The sequence below is a fragment of the Paenibacillus canaveralius genome, assembly GCF_047238265.1.
Taxonomy (GTDB): Bacteria; Bacillota; Bacilli; order Paenibacillales; family NBRC-103111; genus Paenibacillus_F.
The window spans coordinates 4,832,791-4,855,710 of record NZ_JBDFMM010000001.1 but is presented as its reverse complement, the minus strand read 5'-3'; the positions used below and the strand labels follow the sequence as shown (position 1 = coordinate 4,855,710).

Sequence of the window (22,920 nt, the reverse complement as noted above, 5' to 3'; positions counted from 1 at the left end):
ATCCGTTCAGCGGCGTTTGATACAATTTTCCATGTTAAAAACAGGGGGAAGGGACTGGATTAAGCTCAGATAAAGAGAAAAAATTGTGTGGATAGCCGCTTTGTCAGTACGTGAAAAGTTTTCTACAAATTATGAGGTGAATGTATGCATCAGAGAAAATCCTCTTTCCGATGGATTTCGGTATTGTTGATGAGCGTGATTGTTCTTAATGTTTTGTTCGGTGCGGCGGGGCCGGTTATGGCGACGTCTCCCGGGCTTTCTGCCTATAACGCCGCGGCAACGGCTGCGGAAATGCATCAGGCTATTCTTGATTATCCGGATGATATTTTCGCAACTCAACAGGATAAAGACAGTTTTTACGCGAACAGGAAAGCGGATAACGACTTTATCGTGGATGACCTGATCAGCAAGCGTCCTTTTGCGACGGTTACGGATCTGCGCGATGCTTACGGCAGCGCTTTGGATAACCGGAATTTCTTTTTGTTTCTTCATGAAGCAACGGATAATTCGGGAGTAAGTGCCGCACTTGGCTGGGTTATCGACGGAACCTTCCTCAATCCCGGATTGGATTTGAGTAAGTATTCCGTTCTCGACTATACGGAACAAGCGGTCGTGGACCAGGCGATACTTGACGGCATACCTGCTAACGGGTTTGTCGCCGCGTTCGGGATTCAAGCCATCATAGACTCGACGATCGGCCAGATTGTGTCCGGAGCCCTCCAGGATGACAAAACGGCTCTGGAAATCGGTTATGCCGTCGGAGACAGCGACGCACATGTTACCCAGAACCTATACCTTCCGAATGCGGGTACGCATTTTACACAGATCACTTGGACCGGAGGAAACGGGGTCATCGATCCCGCGACGGGCACAGTGACGCCTTCGGCCGGCGGAGATGTGGTGGCTGTTCTGCAAGCGAAGATCAGCCGAAATAACGAAAGTTTGATCAAGGACTTTACTTTGACCGTTAAAAGCTCGGCGCCGCCTGCGACGCCTCCGGCGATTACGGCGCATCCGCAAAGCACCCCGCCGGTGCTTGAGGGAACGCCCGCTTCTTTTAGCATTACGGCTACGGGAACGGGGCTGACGTACCAGTGGCAGGAAAACAGAGGCATGGGCTACGTCAATATGTCCGGCGAGACGAATGCCACGCTGACCATTCCGGCGGTTTCGCCGAGTATGAACGGCTACATGTACCGTGTAATCGTGTCGGGTACGGGCGGCCAGCCGGTCAAGTCGATGGGAGCGGTGCTAAACGTGATGCCGATGGCTCCGACGTTCCCTCCGGCGATTACGGTACAACCGCAACACGTGTTACCGCCGGTACCGCAAGGAATGCCCGCTTCCTTTAGCGTTACGGCTACGGGCACGGGTTTGACGTATCAGTGGCAGGTAAACATCGGTTCAGGCTACCTGAACCTTCCCGGCGAGACGAACGCCACGCTGACCATTCCGGCCGTTTCGACAAGTATGAACGGCTACATGTACCGTGTCGTCGTGTCGGGCACGGGCGGCCAGCCGGTCACGTCGATCGGAGCGGTGCTGAACGTAATGCCGGTTCCTACATTCCCTCCGGCGATTACGGTACAACCGCAACACGTATTACCGCCGGTACCGCAAGGAATGCCCGCTTCCTTTAGCGTTACGGCTACGGGCACGGGTTTGACGTATCAGTGGCAGGAAGACAGCGGCATGGGCTACCTGAATATGCCCGGCGAGACGAACGCCACGTTGACCATTCCGGCGGTTTCGTCAAGTATGAACGGCTACATGTACCGTGTTGTCGTGTCGGGCACGGGCGGCCAGCCGGTCACGTCGTTCGGCGCGGTGCTGAACGTGCAGGCGCCGATTCCAACACTACCTCCGGCGATTACGGCGCAACCGCAAAACACGCCGCCGCTGCTGCAGGGAATGCCGGCTTCCTTTAGCGTTACGGCCACGGGAACGGGACTGACGTACCAGTGGCAGGTAAACACCGGTTTAGGCTTCCAGAACCTTCCCGGCGAGACGAACGCCACGCTGACCATTCCGGCGATTTCGTCGAGTATGAACGGCTACATGTACCGTGTCGTCGTGTCGGGCACAGGCGGCCAGCCTGTAACGTCGAACGGGGCGGCGCTGAACGTGATGATGGTTCCGACGTTCCCTACGATGATTACGCTGCATCCGCAAAGCCCGCTGCCGGTGTTTGAAGGAAGCCCCGCTTCTTTCAGCGTTATGGCTACAGGAATGGGGCTGACGTATCAGTGGCAGGTGGACACGCAATCAGGCTTCCAAAACCTGCCTGGCGAGACGAACGCCACGCTGAGCATTCCGGCCGTGTCGCTGGGCATGAACGGCTACAAATACCGCGTCGTCGTATCAGGCATGGGCGGCCAGCCGGTGACGTCGAATGAGGCGGTGTTGAACGTGCTGCCGATGATTCCAATCCTGCCGACTGTAATTGTCAGTCCTCCTCTTAACACCTTCGCGGCGGATGGAGGCACAGCAAACTTTGTTGTCGGTGCCTCCGGTACGGCTCTGACCTATCAATGGCAAGTGGATAGTGGAGACGGCAACGGATTCCAGAATATTAGCAGCGCAACAAGCATGACACTCAATCTGCCGGGCGTTTCTTATTCGATGAACGGCTACAAATACCGTGTTATTGTGACAGGCCAATTGGGCCTGCCGGTAACGTCCGCGGAAGCAGTATTGACCGTGCTGCCGACATTCCGGCCACCGGTCATTAAGGAACAGCCTGCGGGCGATGCAGTGGCCGAAGGCGGCAACTTCAAGCTCTCGGTCGAAGCTTCGGGACTCAGCCTGACCTATCAATGGCAGGTGGATACGGGTTCGGGTTTTGTGGGAATCCCTCACGAAACTAACCGCTCTCTCAGTGTGTCTCCCGTAACGAAAGCGATGAACGGCTTTAAGTACCGCGTCGTCATAGCGAATCCGGGGAACCAGCCGGTAACGTCCAAGGAAGCGGTTCTGACGGTGTACACCGTTCCGTCCGCTCCTGTGAACGTAAGCGCCGCAGCGGGCAACGGACAAGCCGTCGTTTCCTTCACGGCACCGGCTACCGACGGCGGCAGCGCCATCACCGGCTACGAAGTCACCGCTTCGCCCGGCGGCAAAGTCGTGAGCGGCACGGAAAGTCCGATCACGGTAACCGGGCTTGCAAACGGAACCGCGTACACGTTTACCGTTAAAGCTCTTAACGCGGCAGGCGGCAGCGCGGCTTCGGCTCCATCGGATTCCGTCACGCCTTATGCTCCGTCAAGCGGCGGAGGCGGTGGTGGTGGCGGAGGTTCCTCGGAACCGAGCACGTCAACGCCGACCGTACCGCCCGTTACGGAAGTACCGGCTAACGAAGGAGCCGATATCCTCGTTAACGGGAAGACGGAACGTGCAGGAACCTTGAAGTCGTCCGAAGTAAACGGTCAATCTGTTCTGACGATCGTAGTCGATCCGAAGAAACTGGACGAGAGACTGGCGTCCGAAGGCCGGCATGCCGTCGTGACCATCCCGCTTGCGAAAGACAAGAAAGCGGATGTGCTCATCGGCGAACTGACGGGCCAAATGGTGAAAGCCATGGAGCAGAAGCAGGCTGTCGTTAAAATCTCCGCCGGAGATATTACGTACACGATTCCCGCGGAGCAGATCAATGTCGGCGCCCTGTCGGGTCAACTCGGCAATCCGGCTTCCCTGGACGATATCAAGGTGCGCATCGAAGTTGCCGCTCCGTCCAAGGAAACGCTGAAAATCGTCGAAAATTCGGCGTCCGCAGGGAATTTCACACTTGTAGCGCCGGCCCTCAACTTTGCGGTTACCGGAACTTACGGCGGCGCAACGGTTGAAGTATCCCGCTTCAACGCTTACGTGGAGCGCACCATTGCCATCCCGGATGGCGTGGATCCCGGTAAGATTACAACCGGCGTTGTCGTGGAAGCGGACGGTACCGTCCGTCACGTGCCGACCCGGATCGTAAACGTGGACGGGCACTATTTTGCGAAAATCAACAGTTTGACGAACAGCACGTACTCCGTGATCTGGCATCCGCTCGAATTCAAGGACGTTGCCGGACACTGGGCTCAGAATGCGGTTAACGATATGGGCTCGCGCATGGTTATCAATGGCGTCGAAGACGGCACGTTTAACCCCGATACGGCGATTACGCGTGCGGAGTTTGCGGCCATCATGGTACGTGCGCTGGGACTTAAACAGGAAAAAGCGTCCGCGCCTTTCTCGGACGTGAAAGCAGCGGATTGGTACAGCTCTGCGGTACAGACCGCTTACGCGTACAAGCTTATCGGCGGTTTTGAAGACGGAACGTTCCGTCCGTCCGACAAGATCACCCGTGAACAAGCTATGGTCATCATGGCAAAAGCGATGAAGACTACCGGCCTCCGGGACAAGCTGCCGACTAAAGAAGCGGCGGAATCGCTGGCTCCTTATGCGGATGCCGCAGCGACTGCCGAATGGGCGAAAAGCGGCGTGGCCGATTGCCTGCAGGGCGCAATCTTTGCGGGCAGAACCGCCACGGAGCTGGCTCCGAAAGCTTCGATTACAAGAGCGGAAGTCGCCGCCATCGTGCAGAGACTTCTTCAGAAATCCGAACTGATTTAAGAAGAGGAGAGTTATTCCTTCGGCGGTCTTGCAGACAGCCGGGGGATGGCTCTTTTTTTTATGCAAAAAGATAGAAGACAAGGACAGGTATTTTTAACGGAGCGGTTGACTTCAAAAAATGGAATAGGTACTATAAAACTAGGAATTAGCACTCAAGTCAACGGAGTGCTAACTATGATCTTACGGAAGGGGATTCACTCATGGCCAAGAAGCAGTTTAAAGCGGAATCCAAGCGTTTGCTGGAAATGATGATTAACTCGATCTACACCCAGAGGGAAATCTTTTTAAGAGAGCTGATTTCGAATGCCAGTGACGCGATCGACAAAATTTACTACAAAGCTCTCACGGACGACAGTCTGGAGTTTAACGCCGACCATTACTTCATTAAATTGAATGCTGACAAGGCGAGCCGCACGCTGACGATTACCGATACGGGAATCGGCATGACCAAAGAGGATCTTGAAAATAACCTGGGCGTAATCGCCAAAAGCGGGTCGCTTGCGTTCAAGAAAGAAAACGAAGCCAAAGACGGCCATAACATTATCGGGCAGTTCGGCGTCGGGTTTTATTCGGCTTTCATGGTGGCGGACGTCGTTACGGTGATTTCCCGGGCGCTGGGCAGCGAGGAAGCGTTCAAATGGGAGTCCAAAGGCGCGGACGGCTATACGATTGTGCCTGCCGACAAAGAATCGGTCGGAACCGAAATCATTTTGAAGATTAAAGAAAACACCGAAGATGACAGCTACGACGAGTATTTGGAAGAGTACCGTCTCAAGGCGATTATCAAAAAATACTCCGATTTTATCCGCTATCCAATCAAGATGGACGTATCCGGACGCAGGCCCAAAGAAGGCAGCGACGACGAATTCGAAGAATATCAGGAAGAGCAAACGATCAACAGCATGGTTCCGATCTGGCGCAAAAACAAAAATGAGCTGACGACGGAAGACTATGAAAACTTTTATACGGAAAAACGGTACGGATTCGACAAGCCGCTCAAACATATTCATATCAGCGCGGACGGGGCCGTCGTATACAAGGCAATCCTGTTTATCCCGGAAAGTACCCCTTTCGATTATTACACGAAGGAGTATGAGAAGGGCCTGGAGCTGTATTCCAACGGCGTGCTGATTATGAACAAGTGCGGGGATCTGCTGCCGGATTATTTCGGTTTCGTAAAAGGGATGGTCGATTCGGAGGATCTGTCCCTGAACATTTCCAGGGAAATGCTTCAGCATGACCGCCAGCTTACGCTGATCGCCAAAAATATCAAAAACAAAATCAAGAGCCAACTGCAAAGCATGCTCAAGGATGAGAGAGAGAAGTACGAGCAGTTTTACAATTCTTTCGGCCGCCAGCTCAAGTTCGGTGTCTACAACGACTATGGCACCCATAAGGACGATCTTCAGGACCTGCTCATGTTCACCTCTTCCAAAGAGAAAAAGCTCGTCACACTCGATGAGTACGTATCGGCCATGCCGGAAGACCAGAAGTACATTTACTACGCGTCCGGGGAGTCGATTGAGCGCATCGAGAAGCTTCCGCAAACCGAGATGGTCCTTGACAAAGGCTACGAAATTCTGTACTTCACCGACGATGTCGACGAATTTGCCATTAAAATGCTGATGGCCTACAAGGAGAAAGAATTCAAATCCGTTTCCAGCGGCGACCTCGGAATCGAGCCGGACGCGGCGGACAAGCAGACGGAAGAAGAGGAAAACGACAGCAAAGATCTGTTCGAGGCGATGAAAACGATCCTGTCGGATAAAGTGAAGAACGTTAAAGCGTCCAAACGTCTGAAATCCCACCCGGTCTGCCTGTCCACCGAAGGCGAGTTGACGATCGAAATGGAGAAAATTTTGAAGGCCATGCCGAACGGACAAGAAGTCCAGGCCGACAAAGTGCTGGAAATCAACGTTAACCACGACGTTTTCCGCTCCCTTAAAGAGGCGTATGCGAACGATAAAGACAAGCTGAACCTGTACACGAATCTGCTGTACAACCAGGCTCTTCTTATCGAAGGTCTTCAAGTGAACGACCCGGTCGAATTTACGAACAATATTTGCAAAATCATGGTCTAAGCCGCATCCGGTTTAGACAAAAAGGCCCGTTCAAACCGGAACGAGGCCTTTTTTTGTGCGTTTTGAGCGGGAGGGAAACGGTACAGGTAAACGCAAGAATAAAGACAAGTGCCAAGTACAGGCAAGTGAAAGCATAAATGCAGGTATAAGCATAAGTCCAAACGTGAGTTCAAGTACAAGCGTGAGTACAAGTACCAGTGCAAGTACAAGTACAAGTGCAAGTACAAGTGAAAGTGCAAGTGCAGGTGCAAGTGCAGGTGCAAGTGCAAGTACAAGTGAAAGTGCAAGTGCAGGTGCAAGTGCAGGTGCAAGTGCAAGTGCAAGTGCAAGTGCAAGTACCAGTGCAAGTGCAAGTACCAGTGCAAGTACCAGTGCAGGTGTAGGTGCAGGTACAAGTACAAGTACAAGTACAAGTACAAGTGCAATTACCAGTGCAAAGATAAGTATGTCTAAGCATGGGGTAACGCAAGCTGCCCGTATCTTTGAAGTGTAAAAAAGGGGGGGCGCGTCTGCCTGAGGTTTCCGGTACCTTGCCCGTTAAAATTGATTCGGCGTGTATGTCTGGCTCTCTGTCGTGCTGCCCGTCATATGATTCCTGCGTTGGAACTCGTGGACGCCCATTACGACGGCGATCAGCTCGAAGCCGTCCAGCAAGGGCGAGTCGCAGCTCAGACGGAAAGCGCCGGATTGGAGCCATCCGTTCACCTGGCGGAACTCGGCAGCGAGAGCGCCCGATGCGTCCCGGATCGTGTACTGTTTGGACAGGAGCGGCGATTCAATGTGAAATAATCCGCGCCTCCCGGCATCGTATTCGTATTTCTTGGCCAGCAGCGTAAAACGCGGACGCAGAACACCGAGCATGTTTCCTTGGCTGTCCGTAACTTCCCATTTGCGTCCCAGGGATAAGAAGCGGAATGAGCCGGAACATACCTTGCGCCCGCTGTTATCCAGCACGGATAGAGACGAACTTAACATGTGCTTCAAGTCCAGCGTACCGGTAGGAAGACCGCTTGCCTCCAGAATAGGGCTTTTACCCGAACTGAAAAAATTGTCTTTGAAGTAAAGTTCCATTTTTCATTCACTCCTTCCAAAAACAAGAATTTCCTTTATTTACTGCATACGGCATGAAGGCGAAAAGGTTCCGTTCAAGGCCGATCCTTCGAAGGAGGCTTACGGCTCATAAAACGAGCCAAAGCTGGGAATAATTTAGTTGTCCCGGACTGTTTAGTTACACCGGACGAACAGTACACCTTTGAATAACTGATCTCCGGAGGAACCGATGACCTATACGAACGAACAACTTTGCCAGAAAGCGCGGGAGCTTGCGCTGCAGCACGTAACGACTCTGCCGCGTACACGGCCTGCTTATATCGAAGAACATTTTACGAAAGACATAGAAAGCTTGAGGGAATTTGTACGTTCCCTCCAGAGGGTTCATGCGGGCTGTACCCAACCGGCCGAGCAATGGCTGCTGGATAACGCCGAATTTATCGAAGAGCAGGCCCAGGAAGTCAGGGCTCTGCTGCTTGAGGATGCGCCGGGCCGGATGCCAAGACTTCGCGGGAACGGAATTCTCCGAATTCAGTCCATGATGGAAGATTATTTGACGCATGTCGAAGGGATTTTGAGTGAGGAAACGATTCTCGCTTATATCCACGCATACCAGGAAGTGAGCGCCCTAACGCTGACCGAAGCCCGTTCGGTTCCGCTCATTCTGCGCGTGGTTCTGGTGAAAAAGCTGGCGGAGACGATGGCTTTCGTCCGGGAACGCCGTGAAGTCTGCATAGACGTCGGACGTGTCCTCTCCCGGATCGAGCCAGCCGACTTAAGCCCCGAAACGGTTCATGCCGGCTTGGAGACAACGGGATTAACGCTTCCTCTGCCGGGCCCGTGGATTGTCCATTTAATCGGCCACCTGCGGGAATGGGCCGGAGATACCGCTTCCGTCCGGGAATGGCTGATTTGCAGCTATGAGAACGGGGCGGAGGACCTGGACCGCGTCGTTTCTTACGAGCATCAGCTTCAAGCGGCCTACCAGGTCCGGGCGGGTAGTGTCATCACGAGCCTGCGCAAAAACGAGCGCTGGGACTGGAACGATCTGTTCGAGCGGATCAGCTTGCCTGACCGGACGCTCCGGCTTGAGTATACGGGCGTGTACCCGCTGCTCGACGCATACAGCCGGAACCGGATTCTCACCGAAGTGGAGCGGCTCGCCCGCCGTCTCCGGGTGCCTGAGAATCTGGTTGCCGGCCAGGCGGTAGCGCTGGCCAGGGAAGCGGCGGCAAAGGCCGAAGCCGCACTCGCCGGTTCCGGCGGGCCGCATACGCCGGGGCCGGGCGCCGCATCGCCTGAGGCGGACCGGCGGGCTGCGGGGGCTGGCTCTGCGCCCATAGAGGCGTCTGCGCCGGCACGAGAAGCCGCCGGGCCGCATACGCCGGGGCCGGGCGTCGCATCGCCTGAGGTGGACCGCCCGACTGCGGGGGCTGGCTCTGCGCCCGTGGAGCAGTCTGCTCAGGCACGAGCAGCCGATGCGGCAGCCTCAGGCGTTACGGACGCAAAGGCAGCCGCGTTCCTCCGGCAGCCGCAAGCCGCCGGACCAGCGGGTGCTTCCGCCTCAAGCGGAGTCCTTATTCTCCATGAGAATGGAGAAGTTACAGCGCCTCTGGCCGCGGGGGAGCGTTCCCGCCCGCAGTTTCCTTCCTATTATTTGTTCGAAGCGGAAGGCGTACAAAAGCTGATTGCCTCGCTGCGGACATGCAGTTCCCCCCGGACAATGCCGGAGAAGGCCCTGGCCAAGCGCCCGGCCGGCACTTATTTCGCCTCGATGCTCGGCTTGTTCGCCGTTCTCTGGCTTATCGCGGCCGCGTGGATCGGAAGCGGGTACGGTTTATCCGCTCCCGCCTGGGCAGCCGTTCTAGCCGCATTGCTCTTGCCCGTGAGCGAATGGGGAATGACCTGGCTGCATTTCGGCATCGAGCGGATTTGCCGGCCGCGTCCTCTGCTCCGGTACGATTTCTCCGCCGGTGTGCCGGCGGAAGCCGCCACGATGGTGGTTATACCGGCCATCTGGTCCTCGCCCGATGAGGTGGCCGAGCTTGCCGACCGCCTGGAAGTTCATTATCTGGCAAACCGCGATCCCAATATTCACTACGCTCTGTTGGGCGATTTTACGGATGCACCGGAAGAAAAGCTTCCCGGGGATGACCGGCTGGTCCGTTTTGCCCAGGATAAAATTCGTGCGCTTAACGAAAAGTACTCCCCGTCAGGCGGAACGACGTTTCATTTGTACCAGCGCCGCAGGCTTTGGAACCCCCGTGAGGGTGTGTATATGGGCTGGGAGCGAAAACGCGGCAAACTGGTGGAATTCGTGGAGCTGCTGAAAGGCAGCGGTGAGACCAGTTATGAGGTGAAAGCCGGCGATGCGTCCGTTCTTCCGCATATCCGGTATCTGATTACGCTGGATGCGGATACGCAGCTTCCGATGGGCAGCGCGCAGCGGATGATCGGCACTCTGCATCTGCCGTACAACCGTCCGCGCTTGAACGAGGCCCGGACACGGGTCGTGGAAGGCTACGGGGTACTTCAGCCCCGCATCGGGATCAGCCACGATTCGGCGATGCGCTCGCGGCTCGCGTATTTCTGGTCGGAGCCGGGCATGGACCCCTATGCGTTCGCGGCTTCCGACCCTTACCAGGATGCGCTGGGCCAAGGCATTTTTACGGGAAAAGGCATCTTCGATGTGGATGTATTCGCCGAACTTCTGTGCGAACGGATTCCGGACAACACTGTACTCAGCCACGATCTGCTGGAAGGCGGTTTTATGCGTGCCGCATTGTTGTCTGATATCGAGCTGATCGATGATCATCCGGCCAAGTTTGTTTCCTACCAGAAGCGGCTGCACCGGTGGGTACGCGGGGACTGGCAGCTGTTGTGCTGGCTTTTCGCAAGCATATGCGACCGCCGTGGAGTGCTGCGGCCCATTGATTTATCTTTTCTGACCCGCTGGCAAATGCTCGATAACTTGAGACGAAGCCTGCTTCCGCCCGCGATTTTCATCCTGTTCGTTCTTGCCTGGACCGTTCTCCCGGGTTCTCCGTGGCGCTGGGCCGCCGTACTGCTGGCGACGATGTTTTTGCCGCTGCTGCGGCAGCTGTTTATGCTTCACCGGGTTTACGGGCAGCGGAGGCGGCTGCTGGCAACGGCCCTGCATGTCCTTGTACAGATTTGGACGCTGCCTTTTCAAGCGGCTGTTCTGCTGGACGCGATCGGCCGGACGCTGTATCGGATGTTCGTCAGCAAGCGCAGGCTTCTGGAATGGACAAGCTCGTCCCACATCGAGCGAAAAAGCCGGGAACAGCAGCGCACACCGCTTCTTCAAGCGGGCTGGGGCTATGCGTTCATTATCGTGTTTGCGCTTGCTTCGGCTGTGCAGGACTCGGCCTCCCTGCTGTGGGCGGGCCTTGCGCTAAGCCTGTTCTGGGCGCTGGCTCCTCTTGCCGTTTCGTGGCTGGACCGGCCTGTGGCGCGGGAGGAAGCACCGCTGGGAGCGGAGGAACAAGAGAAGCTCCGGGTGCTGGCGAGACAAATCTGGTCTTTTTATGAAGACTATGCCGGCCCCAAAGACCATTACCTGCCTCCGGATAATGTCCAGGTAGACCCGCCGAACGGAGTGGCTCACAGGACGTCCCCGACCAATATCGGCTTTTTGCTGACTTCGGTACTTGCGGCACGCGAATTCGGTTTTATCGATACACCGACGCTGGTTGAAAAGCTGGAAAATACGATCGGCACGGTCGAAAACCTCGATAAATGGCACGGTCATTTATACAACTGGTACGATACGCTGACGCTCCAAACTCTGCCGCCGGCCTATGTATCCACCGTCGATTCCGGGAATTTCGTCGCAAGCCTCATGACCGTTAAGCAGGGGCTGGCAAGCTGGCTGAAGCAAGAAGCGGAAAAGCAAGGCGGTTTTCCGGGGATTAAGCCGTCTGCCGCAGGAGCTTACGGCACGGAATTTGCCGTTGATCTGGAGCAGACTCCGTCGGGAGAATCCCCACTAAATTGCAGCCGCCAGGCAGTTCTCGCGGCTGGCGGAAGCAAGCCCGGGCATGCTGTTCATGCGGCTCCGGTGAACCTTCCGAATTGGCTGCAACGCGGGGAGCAGCTCCTCCGGCGAATCGAAACGCTCATAACGGCGACCGATTTTACGCAGCTTTACGATCACAAAGCGAAGTTGTTTGTTCTCGGTTACCATGCCGCGACAGGGGAGCGGGACAGCATTTTGTACGATCTGCTGGCGTCTGAAGCGAGGCAGACGAGTTTTGTCGCTATCGCGCTGGGTCAGGTGTCTGTATCCCACTGGATGGCGCTGGGCCGCACGGTGAAGCTCCAGGGAAACAACACTACGCTGATTTCGTGGTCCGGCACGATGTTTGAATACATGATGCCGTGGCTCATTATGCGGACTTACCGCAATACGCTCTGGGACAGCACCTACCGGGGCGTCGTCAAGCGCCAGATGGAATACGCCCATGAGCGGGGCGTCCCGTTCGGAATTTCGGAATCGGGCTATTACGCGTTCGATTACCAGATGAACTACCAGTACCGGGCTTTCGGCGTGCCGGGCCTCGGCTTCAAGCGGGGGCTGGAAGAGGATCTGGTCGTCGCGCCTTATGCGGCGGTTATGGCGCTTCCGTTTGCCCTCCGGGAAGGACTGAAGGACCTGGACCGGATGGAAGAGCTCGGAGCGAGGGGGAAGTACGGCTTCTACGAAGCGATCGATTTTACGGCGGACAGAATGCCGCAGGGAGAGGACTGCAAAATTATCCGCAGTTTTATGGCCCATCACCAAGGCATGAGCCTGCTGACGATCGCGAACCTGCTGCTTCCCGTTAAAATATTCGACTATTTTCACAGCGACAAACGCGTGCAGGCGGCCGAGCTGCTCCTGATTGAGCGCATTCCGCCGCGCGAGTCGGTACTGTCCCGGGAACTGACCGGAAAGTCGCGGATTCAAAAGCCGGAAGCGGAACGCGCCCATTCCTCATCGGAGAGCGTAGCGGCCGACACGCCGGCCCCGGAAGTGGGCATCCACTCCAACGGGACGTTCACGACGGCCGTTACCAACAGCGGAAGCGGATTTATCCGCTGGAACGGACTGGCCGTTTCCCGCTGGCGGGAAGATCCGGTGGGGGACCCGTGGGGCGTATACCTCTACGTCCGCGACGTTACCCGGGAGAAAGTATGGTCCCCGACTTTCCAGCCCTGCCGCGTTCCTTCGGCCTCTCAGAGCATACGCTTCTCGCAGGAGCGGACAACCTTCCGGCGCGAAGATGACGGCGTGGAGACCGTTCTTGAAATTACGGTCTCGCCCGAAATGAACGCCGAGGTGCGGCGTCTGACGCTGGAGAATAAAAGCAGCGAGGCCCGCATCGTCGAAGTGACGACGTTTCTTGAAATCGCTCTGGCCCTGCCCGATGCGGATAAAGCTCACCCGGCTTTCACGAAGCTGTTTGTCGAAACGCAGCTCGAGGAGGAAACGGGCTGCCTGCTTGCCCGCAAACGCCCGCGGAATGCGGGGGACAAGTCGCTTTGGGCCTTTCACAACTTGGCGGCCTTCGGCGCTGACTTGGGCCCGGCCGAATTCGAGACGGACCGGGCGGCTTTTATCGGCCGCGGCCATTCTCTTGCAAGGCCGAAAGGGCTCTCCGCACGTCTGGAGGGCACGGTCGGTTCCGTCGCCGATCCGGCCTTCGTCATGCGCCGCCGCCTTCGGCTTAACCCTGGCGAGAGCGTCCGGCTCTGCGCGGTTACGGGTGTCGCGGATTCCAGGGAACAGAGCCTGGAGACGGTCCGGCGGCTTTCCGATGTCCGGCAGGTCGACAGAACCTTCCAGCTCGCCTGGACCCGCAGCCAGATCGATTTGCAGCATCTGCATATCACGCAGGCGGAGGCCTCTGTCTACCGGGCGCTGGCGGGCCGGGTACTCTACACGGGGCCGCTCCGGCCCGAACAGGCGGAGAGCATAGCGGCCAACGGCAAAGGACAGCAGGGCCTCTGGGCTTACGGAGTTTCCGGGGACAGGCCCATCGTGCTGGCGAGAATTGCCGAAAGCGCAAATCTGCCGTTTGTGCAGAAGCTGCTCGGAGGCTTTGAGTATTTGCGGCGGCACGGGCTGTTTTTCGATCTCGTGCTGTTTAACGAATCACCGGGCGGGTATCAGCAGGAGTTGAGGGATGCCCTCGTCCGCCTGTCGGAGCAGGCAGCCGGGAACCCGGGCGCCGCCGGCCAGGGCGGCATTCACGTCGTTCCCGCTTCCACCATGCCCGAAGAGGATAAGACGCTTCTGCTTGCGGCGGCGCGGGTCGTCCTCCGTGCGGACGGGCCGAGCCTGCGGGCTCAGCTGAAGATCTGGCCGCGCAAGGAAGCCTACGATGTGCCGCTGCCGGTTTCGGCTGAAACGGTGCCGAATCCGCTCATTCCGGATGTGTCAGCAGACTACGGTTCGGCTGAGGCCGTCGGCACAGCGGGCACAACCGCCGTCTCCGGTGCGGACGGAGTTTCGGCGGAAGCTGCCGGCATAGACCCGGGTACCGCCGCTTCGGGCACAACCGGTAATCCCGGCACGGCAACCGCAACCGGCGCGGAATCAACTACAGCGACCGGTAAAGCCGCGTCGTCCGATGAAACGAAAGGTAGCGCAGCGGACACAACCGGAGTCTCCGGCATTATCGGAAAGGCCGCCGGGGCGGAAGCTGCCGCCGACACCGTGTTTTTCAACGGGTGGGGAGGCTTTTCTCCGGATGGCCGGGAGTACCGGATCACGCTTAAAAACGGGGAGCATCTTCCGGCTCCGTGGATTAACGTGATGGCGAATCCGCGCTTCGGCTGTCTGGCCTCCGAGCTGTATACGGGATACACGTGGTGGCGCAACAGCCGGGAATGCAAGCTGACCCCGTGGTCGAACGATCCCGCCCTGGATCCGCCGGGCGAAGTCTTTTATATGCGCGATGAAAAAAACGGCGACTATTGGCAGATGACGCCTTCCCGGCGAAAAGACGACCCGTCCGTATACCGGGTGGCTCACGGCAGGGGATATTCGCGTTATGAGCATGAAAGCCGGGGAATACGGCAGCAAATGACGGTGTTCGTTCCTCTGGAGGATCCCGTCAAGATTATCGAAGTGAAGCTGCGCAACACAACCTCCCATAGTAAATCTTTATCCGCTACCTACTATGCGGAATGGGTGCTGGGCGTCCAGAGGGAAGGGAACGCCTCCTTCGTTTTGACCGGCTGGGACGACGAGGCGGTCAGTCTGATCGCCCGCAACGCGTATCAGGAAAACTTCCGGAATGCCACCGCCTTCCTTACGGTGCATGCCGGGGGAAGCCATGTATCCTGGACGGGAGACAGGCTCGAATTTATCGGCCGCAACCGGACGATAGAAGATCCGGCCGCGATGAGCCGGCTCGATCTGTCGGGCGTGACCGGTCCCGTTTATGACGGATGCGGCGCCGTGCGGACGAAGTTTGAGCTGGAACCGGGCGCCGAGCGGACGGTCTATATTCTTCTGGGCTGCGGGGATTCCCGCGCAGAAGCGGTGAGGCTGGCCCGCAAGTACGGGGAGCCTGAGGCTTGCAGGGCCGCATATGAGGAGGTTCATGCGTTCTGGGACGATCTGCTTGGAACCGTGACCGTTTCCACTCCCGTGCCGGAAATGGATATGATGCTGAACAACTGGCTCCTGTACCAGACTTTGGCCTGCCGCATGTGGGCCCGTACCGCATTCTATCAGGCGGGCGGAGCTTACGGGTTCCGGGATCAGCTTCAGGATTCGCTGGCCCTGCTCAACAGCCGGCCGGACTTGACCCGGGCCCAGATTCTGCTTCACGCGTCCCATCAGTACGAAGAAGGGGACGTCCAGCACTGGTGGCACGAGGAGACGCACCGCGGTATCCGCACCCGTTTTTCGGATGACCTGCTCTGGCTGCCTTACGCCGTATCCCGGTATATCGATCATACGGAGGACCGGAGTATTCTCGATGAAACGGTGCCGTTCCTGACCAGCCAGCTTTTGGGACCGGAGGAACACGAACGCTACGAGGAAACCGTCCTGTCCGCCAGCAGCGGCACGATCTTCGATCACTGCCTGCGGGCGGTGGACCGGGCTCTGAAGTTCGGGGAGCACGGGCTGCCTCTGATCGGCATCGGCGACTGGAACGACGGCATGAGCATGATCGGTCCCGAGGGCCGGGGAGAGAGCGTCTGGCTCGGCTGGTTCCTTGGAGATGTGCTCCAGGGCATGGCCGAAATTTGCATAATCCGCGGAGAAAAAGAGCTTGCCGAACGTTTCCGGAGCGGACGGGAGAAACTGGCCGCGGCGCTGAACAAAAGCGCCTGGGACGGCCAGTGGTACCGCCGCGCCTTCACGGATGCCGGCCAGTGGCTGGGGTCGATCCACAATGCGGAATGCCGCATTGACTCTATCGCCCAGTCATGGTCGGTTATCTCCGGCATGGCTCCGGACGACAGAGCCCGGCAGGCGATGAATTCATTCGACCGGGAACTGGTTGACCGGAACCTGTCCGTCGCTCATATTTTGACCCCTCCTTTCGATAAGACCGATCCGAGTCCCGGCTATATTCAGGGCTATCCTCCGGGTATACGGGAAAATGGCGGACAGTACACGCACGGCGTGATCTGGAGCATTGTCGCCTGGTGCGGACTGGGGAACGGGGAGAAGGCGCTGGAACTGTTCCAGATGTTCAACCCTATCATGCATACCAAGACGGCGGCGGAGGTCCGGAAGTATGTCGGCGAACCGTATGCCATGGCCGCCGACGTATACACGGAGCCGCCGCATCGAGGTCATGCGGGCTGGACCTGGTATACGGGCGCTTCCGGATGGATGTATCAGGCGGGGCTGGAGTGGATTCTCGGCATCCGGCGCCGGGGAGCGAAGCTGTATATCCGCCCCTGTATTCCTCCGGAATGGCCGGAGTTCAGGGCCGTCTATCGTTTCGGGAAATCCGAATACCGGATTACGGTCCTTAATCCGTCGCGGAAATCAAGCGGGTATACGCGGCTGACGCTTGACGGACAGGAAGCGGACGGAGATTTTTCGGCCGGCGGCCCGTTCGTTCCGCTGGCGGACGACAATCGTATCCACGAGGCTGTCTTGACTTTGTGAACGTCGGGGGAGAAAGTCCTCCTCATAAAAAGACGATTCGAAACCTAAACTATTCAAGTTGTTAACCATCAACCTAGTGGAGGGATTTCACATGCAGCAGCAAAATTATTTCAACAATCAAAACCAGCAAGGATTGCCTAACTTTAATCACGGCGGCCACGAATTTTTCGACATGCATGAGGTGCTTTCCGGCACGATCAACGTCCTCGACCAGTTTATGCTGTTCCGGACTTTCGTCAAAGATCCGGAGCTTCTGGACATCATTGACCGCCAGTACAGCTTTATCCTTTCCCAGTACAACCTCACCGCGGAATGTTTCGCGACAGGCCGCAAGCCGAGCCACGAGACGTCCACGTATATGATGCAGCAGCCGACCAACATTCAGTACGGCATCAAGCCGAGCCAGCCCAAGAAGCCGAACCAGTCTCTGGCGGACGTGAAGGACGCGGGAATCAGCGGCCATATGCTCGGACTGATCAAAACGCATGCGGCACTTCTGACCATGTCCGCTCTGGAGGTCACGAACCCGGTCGTCCGCCGCGTGCTTGCTTCCCAGGTTCAGAATTTCGTCGAACTGGCTTACGAGATTTTCCTGTATCAAAACAAGCATGCGTACTATCAGGTGCCTCAGCTTCAACAAAACGATATGCAGAGTATGCTGAACACGTTCGTACCGACGCCGGGCTACCCGCAATCGCCTATCGGCAATCAAGGCATTCCGGCGAATTTCGCTCCGCGCTACCAGTAAAAATACAGAAGAAACCCGGTTGCGGTTCTTTGAACCTTACCGGGTTTCTTTTTTGTTCAGGAGGGGTCATTTTTTTGGAGCTTATTTTTCATCGCCATAAACGGGCACCGGGAAGGGGACGTCTCATCGTCCCGCAGGAAATACTGTTTCCACTCCTGATTGTCCGGCTGGCCGTACCATTTTAAGGAAGCATGCACAGGTACATCGTCGTAGGCCGCAAGTTTTTGGCGGATCATTTTGCTGATATTCCGGCCAAATGCGGTCGTTTCGTTAATTTCGTCGAAAATCCAGCGGGGCTGGAAAGCGATGAGGAAAGAAGAAAAATGCCGGCTTCTGCGTCGTCCGTGCGCAGGTGTCGCGCAGAAGGCGAAATAAGGCTGACCCGCGAAACAAAATTCCCACGTGGACATTCGGGGGTCCTGCGGGATATCTCCGGGCCAAGGGGCCGGATCTTTGTCATGCAGCCGGTTGAGTAGGGACCAGAAAAGGAGCTCATACTCCCGGACGTCCGCCGTATTCTTCAAGTCCTCGGACGTCTCATAGAAGATAACGAGCGAGGCATATCTCCCCGTTTCACGCGCACATTCTCCGTATGCGTTAAGAAGCTCAGCCGTATCCGAAACGGCCCGGTCGGACCGGGGATCGGGTGCAAAGCCGTACCGGAGATTGTTCGAGACGAAGCCTCTGTGTCCGGGTACACACGGATACTCGCTGCCGGGCCCGGCAATCATCGCGGCGAATTCCCCGAACGCCGTCCGCTGCCATTCCGGAAGCTCCGCCCCGTGTTCCTCGAACCAGATCTTGCTGCGAAGCTCTGCCATCTTCACACCCTCCCTCTTTACACAAACCAGTGTATGAAGACAGACGGGAATAGGTGTATGCCCTCCGGACCGTGTTATCCGAGACGGCTTGAGGTCAGCCCGCAAGCATCAGAAGAGCCTGATAGCCGAAATAAAGTCCGAACAGGATGAGCGAGATCCCTGCGAGCAGGGAAATGATCTGAAGAATCAGGCGGTTGCCGAACCGGTGGAAAGAACTTGCGATGAGGGCCATCGAGACGTCCCAGACCATAATGCCGACAAATATGCCGAGGCTGTGCCAAAGCGCTTGTCCGGCGCCGTGGCTCTGGGAGCTCTGGGCAAGGATGGAGCCGTATATACCCAGCCAGAAAAGAATGGTCAGCGGGCTCGTAAGCGCCATAAAAAAACCGGACCGGAAAGAACTCATTTCGGAAGGAGACTCGCGCATCTCGCTGTTTTCCCTGATTTTGAGGTTTTTGAGGGTAACGATTCCCGTATAGAGAAGAACAAAACAGCCGAACAGCCAGAGGAAGGTTTTCATAAAGGGGGTATCGAGGAAATGGGCAACGCCGAAATAAATTAGCAGCATGTAAAAAAGATCGGCAAACATCGCGCCCACTCCGACCAGCCAGGCGTGAAGAAAGCCGAAACGGACCCCTTTTTCGAGCTGGGCGGCATTGATGGGGCCTACGGGCGCGGACAGCGATATGCCAAGCACGATGTAGGTCAAGAAGGCATTCAAAAAGCAACACTCCCCTTAGAAATGGATGACAGGTACAAGCGTACAAGTCATTGTATTCAGGGGATGTCCCGCTTAGAAGAATTTACAAAATTTCCACATCGATCGGCGTGCAGACGTAACCGTTGCAGACGCTTTCCGACGCCGGACAAGCCGACATTGCGACAAATAGGTCGGTTTCCGCGCGCAGGTCGATGTAATCGCCGGGCTTGGAGAGCGGCCGTTTAACCTCGATGGAGCCGTCCGGCTGAATCACCGTGTGCATAAACAAATTAAACGGATAATGCTGTTCCGGAGGTTCGATGCCGAACCGGGCGATGGCCCCGTTCAAGTTGTGGTAACAGCACGCATGATCTTTTTTCTGATACGTGAATTCGTACATTTCCGGCCGGCAGGCGGAATTGATAAAATCATGCTGGCCTACGGTATCGGCCACAATGGTGAGCAGCGGCGTATACCGGGTGGAATACAGAATATCGCCGGGGGCCACTTTCATTTTGCGCAGGGCATCCATTGTGACGGTCGGGTCAAACTTCTCCGCGGGATCGTCCGCACGGAAGGCTACGATATCGGCCACCTGCTCGCCTTCAACGTCCGTAATCCGCACGGTCTGGCCTTTGCGCATCCGGAACCCGAGCCCTTCGGTTGCGGGAATCCGCCATTTTTGCGTGGACAAAACAGATCCTCCTCCTTTGTATGGAAAGATTTTATTAGTATGGCTTAGGTCCCGCGGAGGTATTCGCCGTTTTTTCCCCAATCTGCGGTATGAAAAAGCCGCCTGAAGGTTGAAACGGGCCCCTTTTTTCGCCTATAGAGCGAGGGGGCGCGCCCCGTTTATCAGATGGTCGCTTTGAGGAGTTGACATATATGTAGATTTTTTGAACGTCCGAACAGAATACTAAATTTTATTTATAATTATAATAAAAAATCCAATAAATACCTTAAAAGACTCAAAGTAAGCGCTTTTGAGTCTTTTTTTCTTTACAAATAGCGAAAATTTTAAAACATCGTCTTATTAGGGTTAGAAAATCGAAGCAAAACGGAGGAAAATTTTAGTAAACGTGTGATGTATTCGCTTTATCGGTTCTTGTAAGAGTTTTACACTACTACTAGATTAGACTAAATTAGATAAAAAGAACTACATTTCCAGAAGAAAGGAGATTATCGGATAAATCCTTTAACGCTGTAATGCGTGCCTTAACCGGAGGAAACCTATAGACAAAGAGAAAAGATAGGAGGAGTAGAGAGATGCAGATACTGTTATACGTAACGACCCTCGTTTTTCTGGCGTTTCAGCTCTTGTATACCTTTATTCCGCTGCTGTTCAGCAAGGTAAAGAAGCTGGAGGAAGGTCTGGAGGAAAAATCGATTTCCGTCCTTGTGCCGGCCTACAACGAGGAACTGACGATCCGCAATTGTATCGAAGCGATGGAGGGCCTGAAGTACCGGAACCATGAAATCATCATTATCAACGACGGGTCGAAAGACGCCACTCTCCGGAAGCTGCACGAGCTGCTGGATCTGCAGGAAGACGACCGCCAGGTCATGCAGGAATTAACCTATCAGCCGGTCAGAGCCTTCTACCGTTCCCGGCAGTATCCCCATATGTATGTCATCGATAAGCACAACGGCGGCAAAGCCGACTCTCTCAACGCCGGAATCGATTACGCTCTTTCGGATATCGTCATTACACTGGATGCCGATTCGATGCTGGAAGCGAGCTCCCTTCAATACGTCAACCAGTATTTCCACGATCCCGACGTGATGGCGCTTGGCGGTACCGTCAAGATTGTCCAGGGCGCGGAAAGAAAAGACGGGCAAATCCAGGAGAGATTCACCGGCAAAGGTCTCATCAAGAGTCAGATCATCTCTTATATTCACGGTTTTTACGTCAGAAAACTTACCCAATCCGCGCTTAACTCGATCGTGGTCATCTCCGGCGCTTTCGGCGCTTTTTACAAAGAAGTGCTCATCCAGGTGGACGGGTTCAGGAGCACAGTCGGCGAGGATATCGACATCACGCTGAAAATCCACGAATACATCAAAGCGAACGGGCTTTCGAAGAAGCTCGTGTACGCCCCCGAGGCCGTTTGTTATACGGAATGCCCCGAGAATATGCCGAACTTTTACAAACAGCGGATCCGCTGGCAGAAAGCTTTTGTCGACTGCATCCTCATTTATTGGTCGGACCTGCCCCGCAAGTTCAATCTGGGCGTCCGGCTGTTTTTCGCCATTGACGGTTTTGTGCTGGGAACGCTGACGGCGTTCACGACGTTCGTGTATTTGTTCCAGCTCCTTATAGCGGGGGACGGTATATGGATGGCGCTGCTTATCCTGTCGGCGACGCTGCTCATTAACGCCGTTCAGATTGTCATCGCGCTTGCGCTATGCAAGAAATACGGGAGCACCTACACGCTCAAAGACTACATCCGCATGTTTATTTTCAGCCAGCTCGAACTGCTGACGTACCGGAACGTGCTGCTCTATATCAACATTGTGGGGACATTCAAATACTTCGATAACGACGAAGGCTGGGGGTATGTCGAGAGAAAAGGAATCGCGTCTATCTCCCGCAACGTAACCGCCGCGCCTGCCGCACCCGCTGCAGCCCCACTATCCCAGAGCTAACGGAGGAAACCTTATATGAACAACGCAGTGCTCAAAACGAACCGGATCATTTACATCGATCTCCTGCGGATTCTTTCGATTCTCGCCGTGATCATTTTACATATTACCGCCACCCTGCTGACCAGCACGAACGATTTCGATACCGCCTCCTGGTGGGTGAGCAACTTGTTTAATTCCGCCGCGCGTTTCGCGGTGCCCGTCTTTTTTATGATCAGCGGAGCGATGATTCTGCGGTCGGAAGTCAAATCCTACAAAACTTTCTTCCTGAAGCGCATCATGCCGCTTGTCGTCTCGCTCGTAAGCTGGTCCCTCATTTACAGCATTTTCACCCAGTATTATTTGCAGAAAAGCACGATGGGAGCGGGGGAATTCCTGCTCAGCTTCGCTTACAAATTCATGCTGGACCGCAACTATATCCACCTGTGGTTTCTTTATGCGATCATCGCCATCTACCTGACGGTGCCGCTCATCAGCCGCTTGGTCAAGGCATGCACCGAGAAGGAGCTGCGGTATTACCTGCTGCTCTGGTTTACCGTCAGCATCGCGTACCGCTTCATTACGGACAGCGTGCTGCGGATTACATCGGAAAGCCTGTACGTGCCCATCATGAACATTCCGTTGTTTATGGGGTACCTCGGCTATTTTATCCTCGGCTATTATTTGTTCCATTACGAAATATCGCCCAAGCTGAAAAACATCCTGTTCAATCTGGGAATCGTCTCCTTCTTTCTCACGCCGGTGGCCACGTATTTCGCTTCCGTGTACAGCGGGGTGCTGGACGAAATGTTCTACGGCAATTACTCCGTCACGACTTTCTTTATGGCGGCCGGTCTCTTTATTCTTTTCAAAGAAAAGGATGCCGCAATCAACGCGAGAGTCAACGATAAAGTCAAGCGGCTCGTGGGCTCCATTTCCAAAGCGAGCTTCAGCATCTACCTGATTCACCTGCTTATCGAAATTATGGTCTCCCGGAGAACGGAGGTCGAAGGAAGTCTGGTCGAGACGACCGTCACGCTTTTGTTTAACCTCGGCGCGGTTTTTGTGGTCAGCTATCTGCTCGTCAAAATCCTCAATCTTAACAAACTGGTGACGAATGTCTTATTCGGAGGGAAAGGGTAACG

Annotated in this window: 10 protein-coding genes; 6 read left to right on the top strand and 4 right to left on the bottom strand. The window is 55.7% G+C overall.

The genetic code is table 11. From position 1 onward, the window contains the following. The first annotated feature begins 144 nt into the window (after nucleotides 1-144). Nucleotides 145-4,611, top strand: a complete 4,467-nt coding sequence (locus ABC395_RS21990; protein ID WP_413005974.1) for an S-layer homology domain-containing protein — start codon at nucleotides 145-147, stop codon at nucleotides 4,609-4,611. Between the two features lie 200 nt (nucleotides 4,612-4,811). Next, nucleotides 4,812-6,692, top strand: a complete 1,881-nt coding sequence (htpG, locus tag ABC395_RS21985) for a molecular chaperone HtpG (RefSeq protein ID WP_413005973.1) — start codon at nucleotides 4,812-4,814, stop codon at nucleotides 6,690-6,692. A 537-nt stretch (nucleotides 6,693-7,229) separates the two neighbouring features. Here the strand turns inward: htpG and ABC395_RS21980 are convergent. Then, nucleotides 7,230-7,763, bottom strand: coding sequence for an LURP-one-related/scramblase family protein (locus ABC395_RS21980; RefSeq protein ID WP_413005972.1), 534 nt, complete (start codon nucleotides 7,761-7,763; stop codon nucleotides 7,230-7,232). Between the two features lie 208 nt (nucleotides 7,764-7,971). Here ABC395_RS21980 and ABC395_RS21975 point away from each other — a divergent pair, with 208 nt between their 5' ends. Next, the gene (locus ABC395_RS21975) at nucleotides 7,972-16,884 is read left to right on the top strand and encodes a GH36-type glycosyl hydrolase domain-containing protein (RefSeq protein WP_413005971.1); all 8,913 of its coding nucleotides are present in this window, start codon (nucleotides 7,972-7,974) and stop codon (nucleotides 16,882-16,884) included. A 91-nt stretch (nucleotides 16,885-16,975) separates the two neighbouring features. Next, nucleotides 16,976-17,632, top strand: a complete 657-nt coding sequence (locus tag ABC395_RS21970) for a spore coat protein (RefSeq protein WP_413005970.1) — start codon at nucleotides 16,976-16,978, stop codon at nucleotides 17,630-17,632. Between the two features lie 56 nt (nucleotides 17,633-17,688). Here ABC395_RS21970 and ABC395_RS21965 read toward each other — a convergent pair whose 3' ends face one another. From ABC395_RS21965 to ABC395_RS21955, 3 genes are all read right to left on the bottom strand, one after another. Beyond that, nucleotides 17,689-18,453: a YqcI/YcgG family protein gene (locus ABC395_RS21965; protein ID WP_413005969.1), complete on the bottom strand. Its 765-nt coding sequence runs from the start codon at nucleotides 18,451-18,453 to the stop codon at nucleotides 17,689-17,691. A gap of 94 nt (nucleotides 18,454-18,547) precedes the next feature. Further along, a complete protein-coding gene (locus tag ABC395_RS21960) occupies nucleotides 18,548-19,174 on the bottom strand; it encodes a LysE family transporter (protein ID WP_413005968.1) in 627 nt (208 codons plus the stop codon). Nucleotides 19,175-19,256: 82 nt separating this feature from the next. Further along, nucleotides 19,257-19,847: a DUF1989 domain-containing protein gene (locus ABC395_RS21955; RefSeq protein WP_413005967.1), complete on the bottom strand. Its 591-nt coding sequence runs from the start codon at nucleotides 19,845-19,847 to the stop codon at nucleotides 19,257-19,259. A 572-nt stretch (nucleotides 19,848-20,419) separates the two neighbouring features. On the opposite strand from ABC395_RS21955, the gene ABC395_RS21950 reads away from it, so the two are divergent. Next, nucleotides 20,420-21,799 (top strand): glycosyltransferase family 2 protein, encoded by a 1,380-nt coding sequence (locus tag ABC395_RS21950; protein WP_413005966.1) that lies wholly within the window; start codon nucleotides 20,420-20,422, stop codon nucleotides 21,797-21,799. Between the two features lie 15 nt (nucleotides 21,800-21,814). Then, entirely contained in the window at nucleotides 21,815-22,918 is a 1,104-nt protein-coding gene (locus tag ABC395_RS21945; RefSeq protein ID WP_413005965.1) for an acyltransferase, read from the top strand. Nucleotides 22,919-22,920: the final 2 nt, after the last annotated feature.

Bases quoted from the DNA above. Each gene is read 5' to 3' on its own strand.
- ABC395_RS21945 (WP_413005965.1), top strand. From the start codon at position 21,815: ATGAACAACGCAGTGCTCAAAACGAACCGGATCATTTACATCGATCTC.
- ABC395_RS21965 (WP_413005969.1), bottom strand. From the start codon at position 18,453: ATGGCAGAGCTTCGCAGCAAGATCTGGTTCGAGGAACACGGGGCGGAG.
- ABC395_RS21950 (WP_413005966.1), top strand. From the start codon at position 20,420: ATGCAGATACTGTTATACGTAACGACCCTCGTTTTTCTGGCGTTTCAG.
- ABC395_RS21970 (WP_413005970.1), top strand. From the start codon at position 16,976: ATGCAGCAGCAAAATTATTTCAACAATCAAAACCAGCAAGGATTGCCT.
- ABC395_RS21980 (WP_413005972.1), bottom strand. From the start codon at position 7,763: ATGGAACTTTACTTCAAAGACAATTTTTTCAGTTCGGGTAAAAGCCCT.
- ABC395_RS21975 (WP_413005971.1), top strand. From the start codon at position 7,972: ATGACCTATACGAACGAACAACTTTGCCAGAAAGCGCGGGAGCTTGCG.
- ABC395_RS21990 (WP_413005974.1), top strand. From the start codon at position 145: ATGCATCAGAGAAAATCCTCTTTCCGATGGATTTCGGTATTGTTGATG.
- htpG (WP_413005973.1), top strand. From the start codon at position 4,812: ATGGCCAAGAAGCAGTTTAAAGCGGAATCCAAGCGTTTGCTGGAAATG.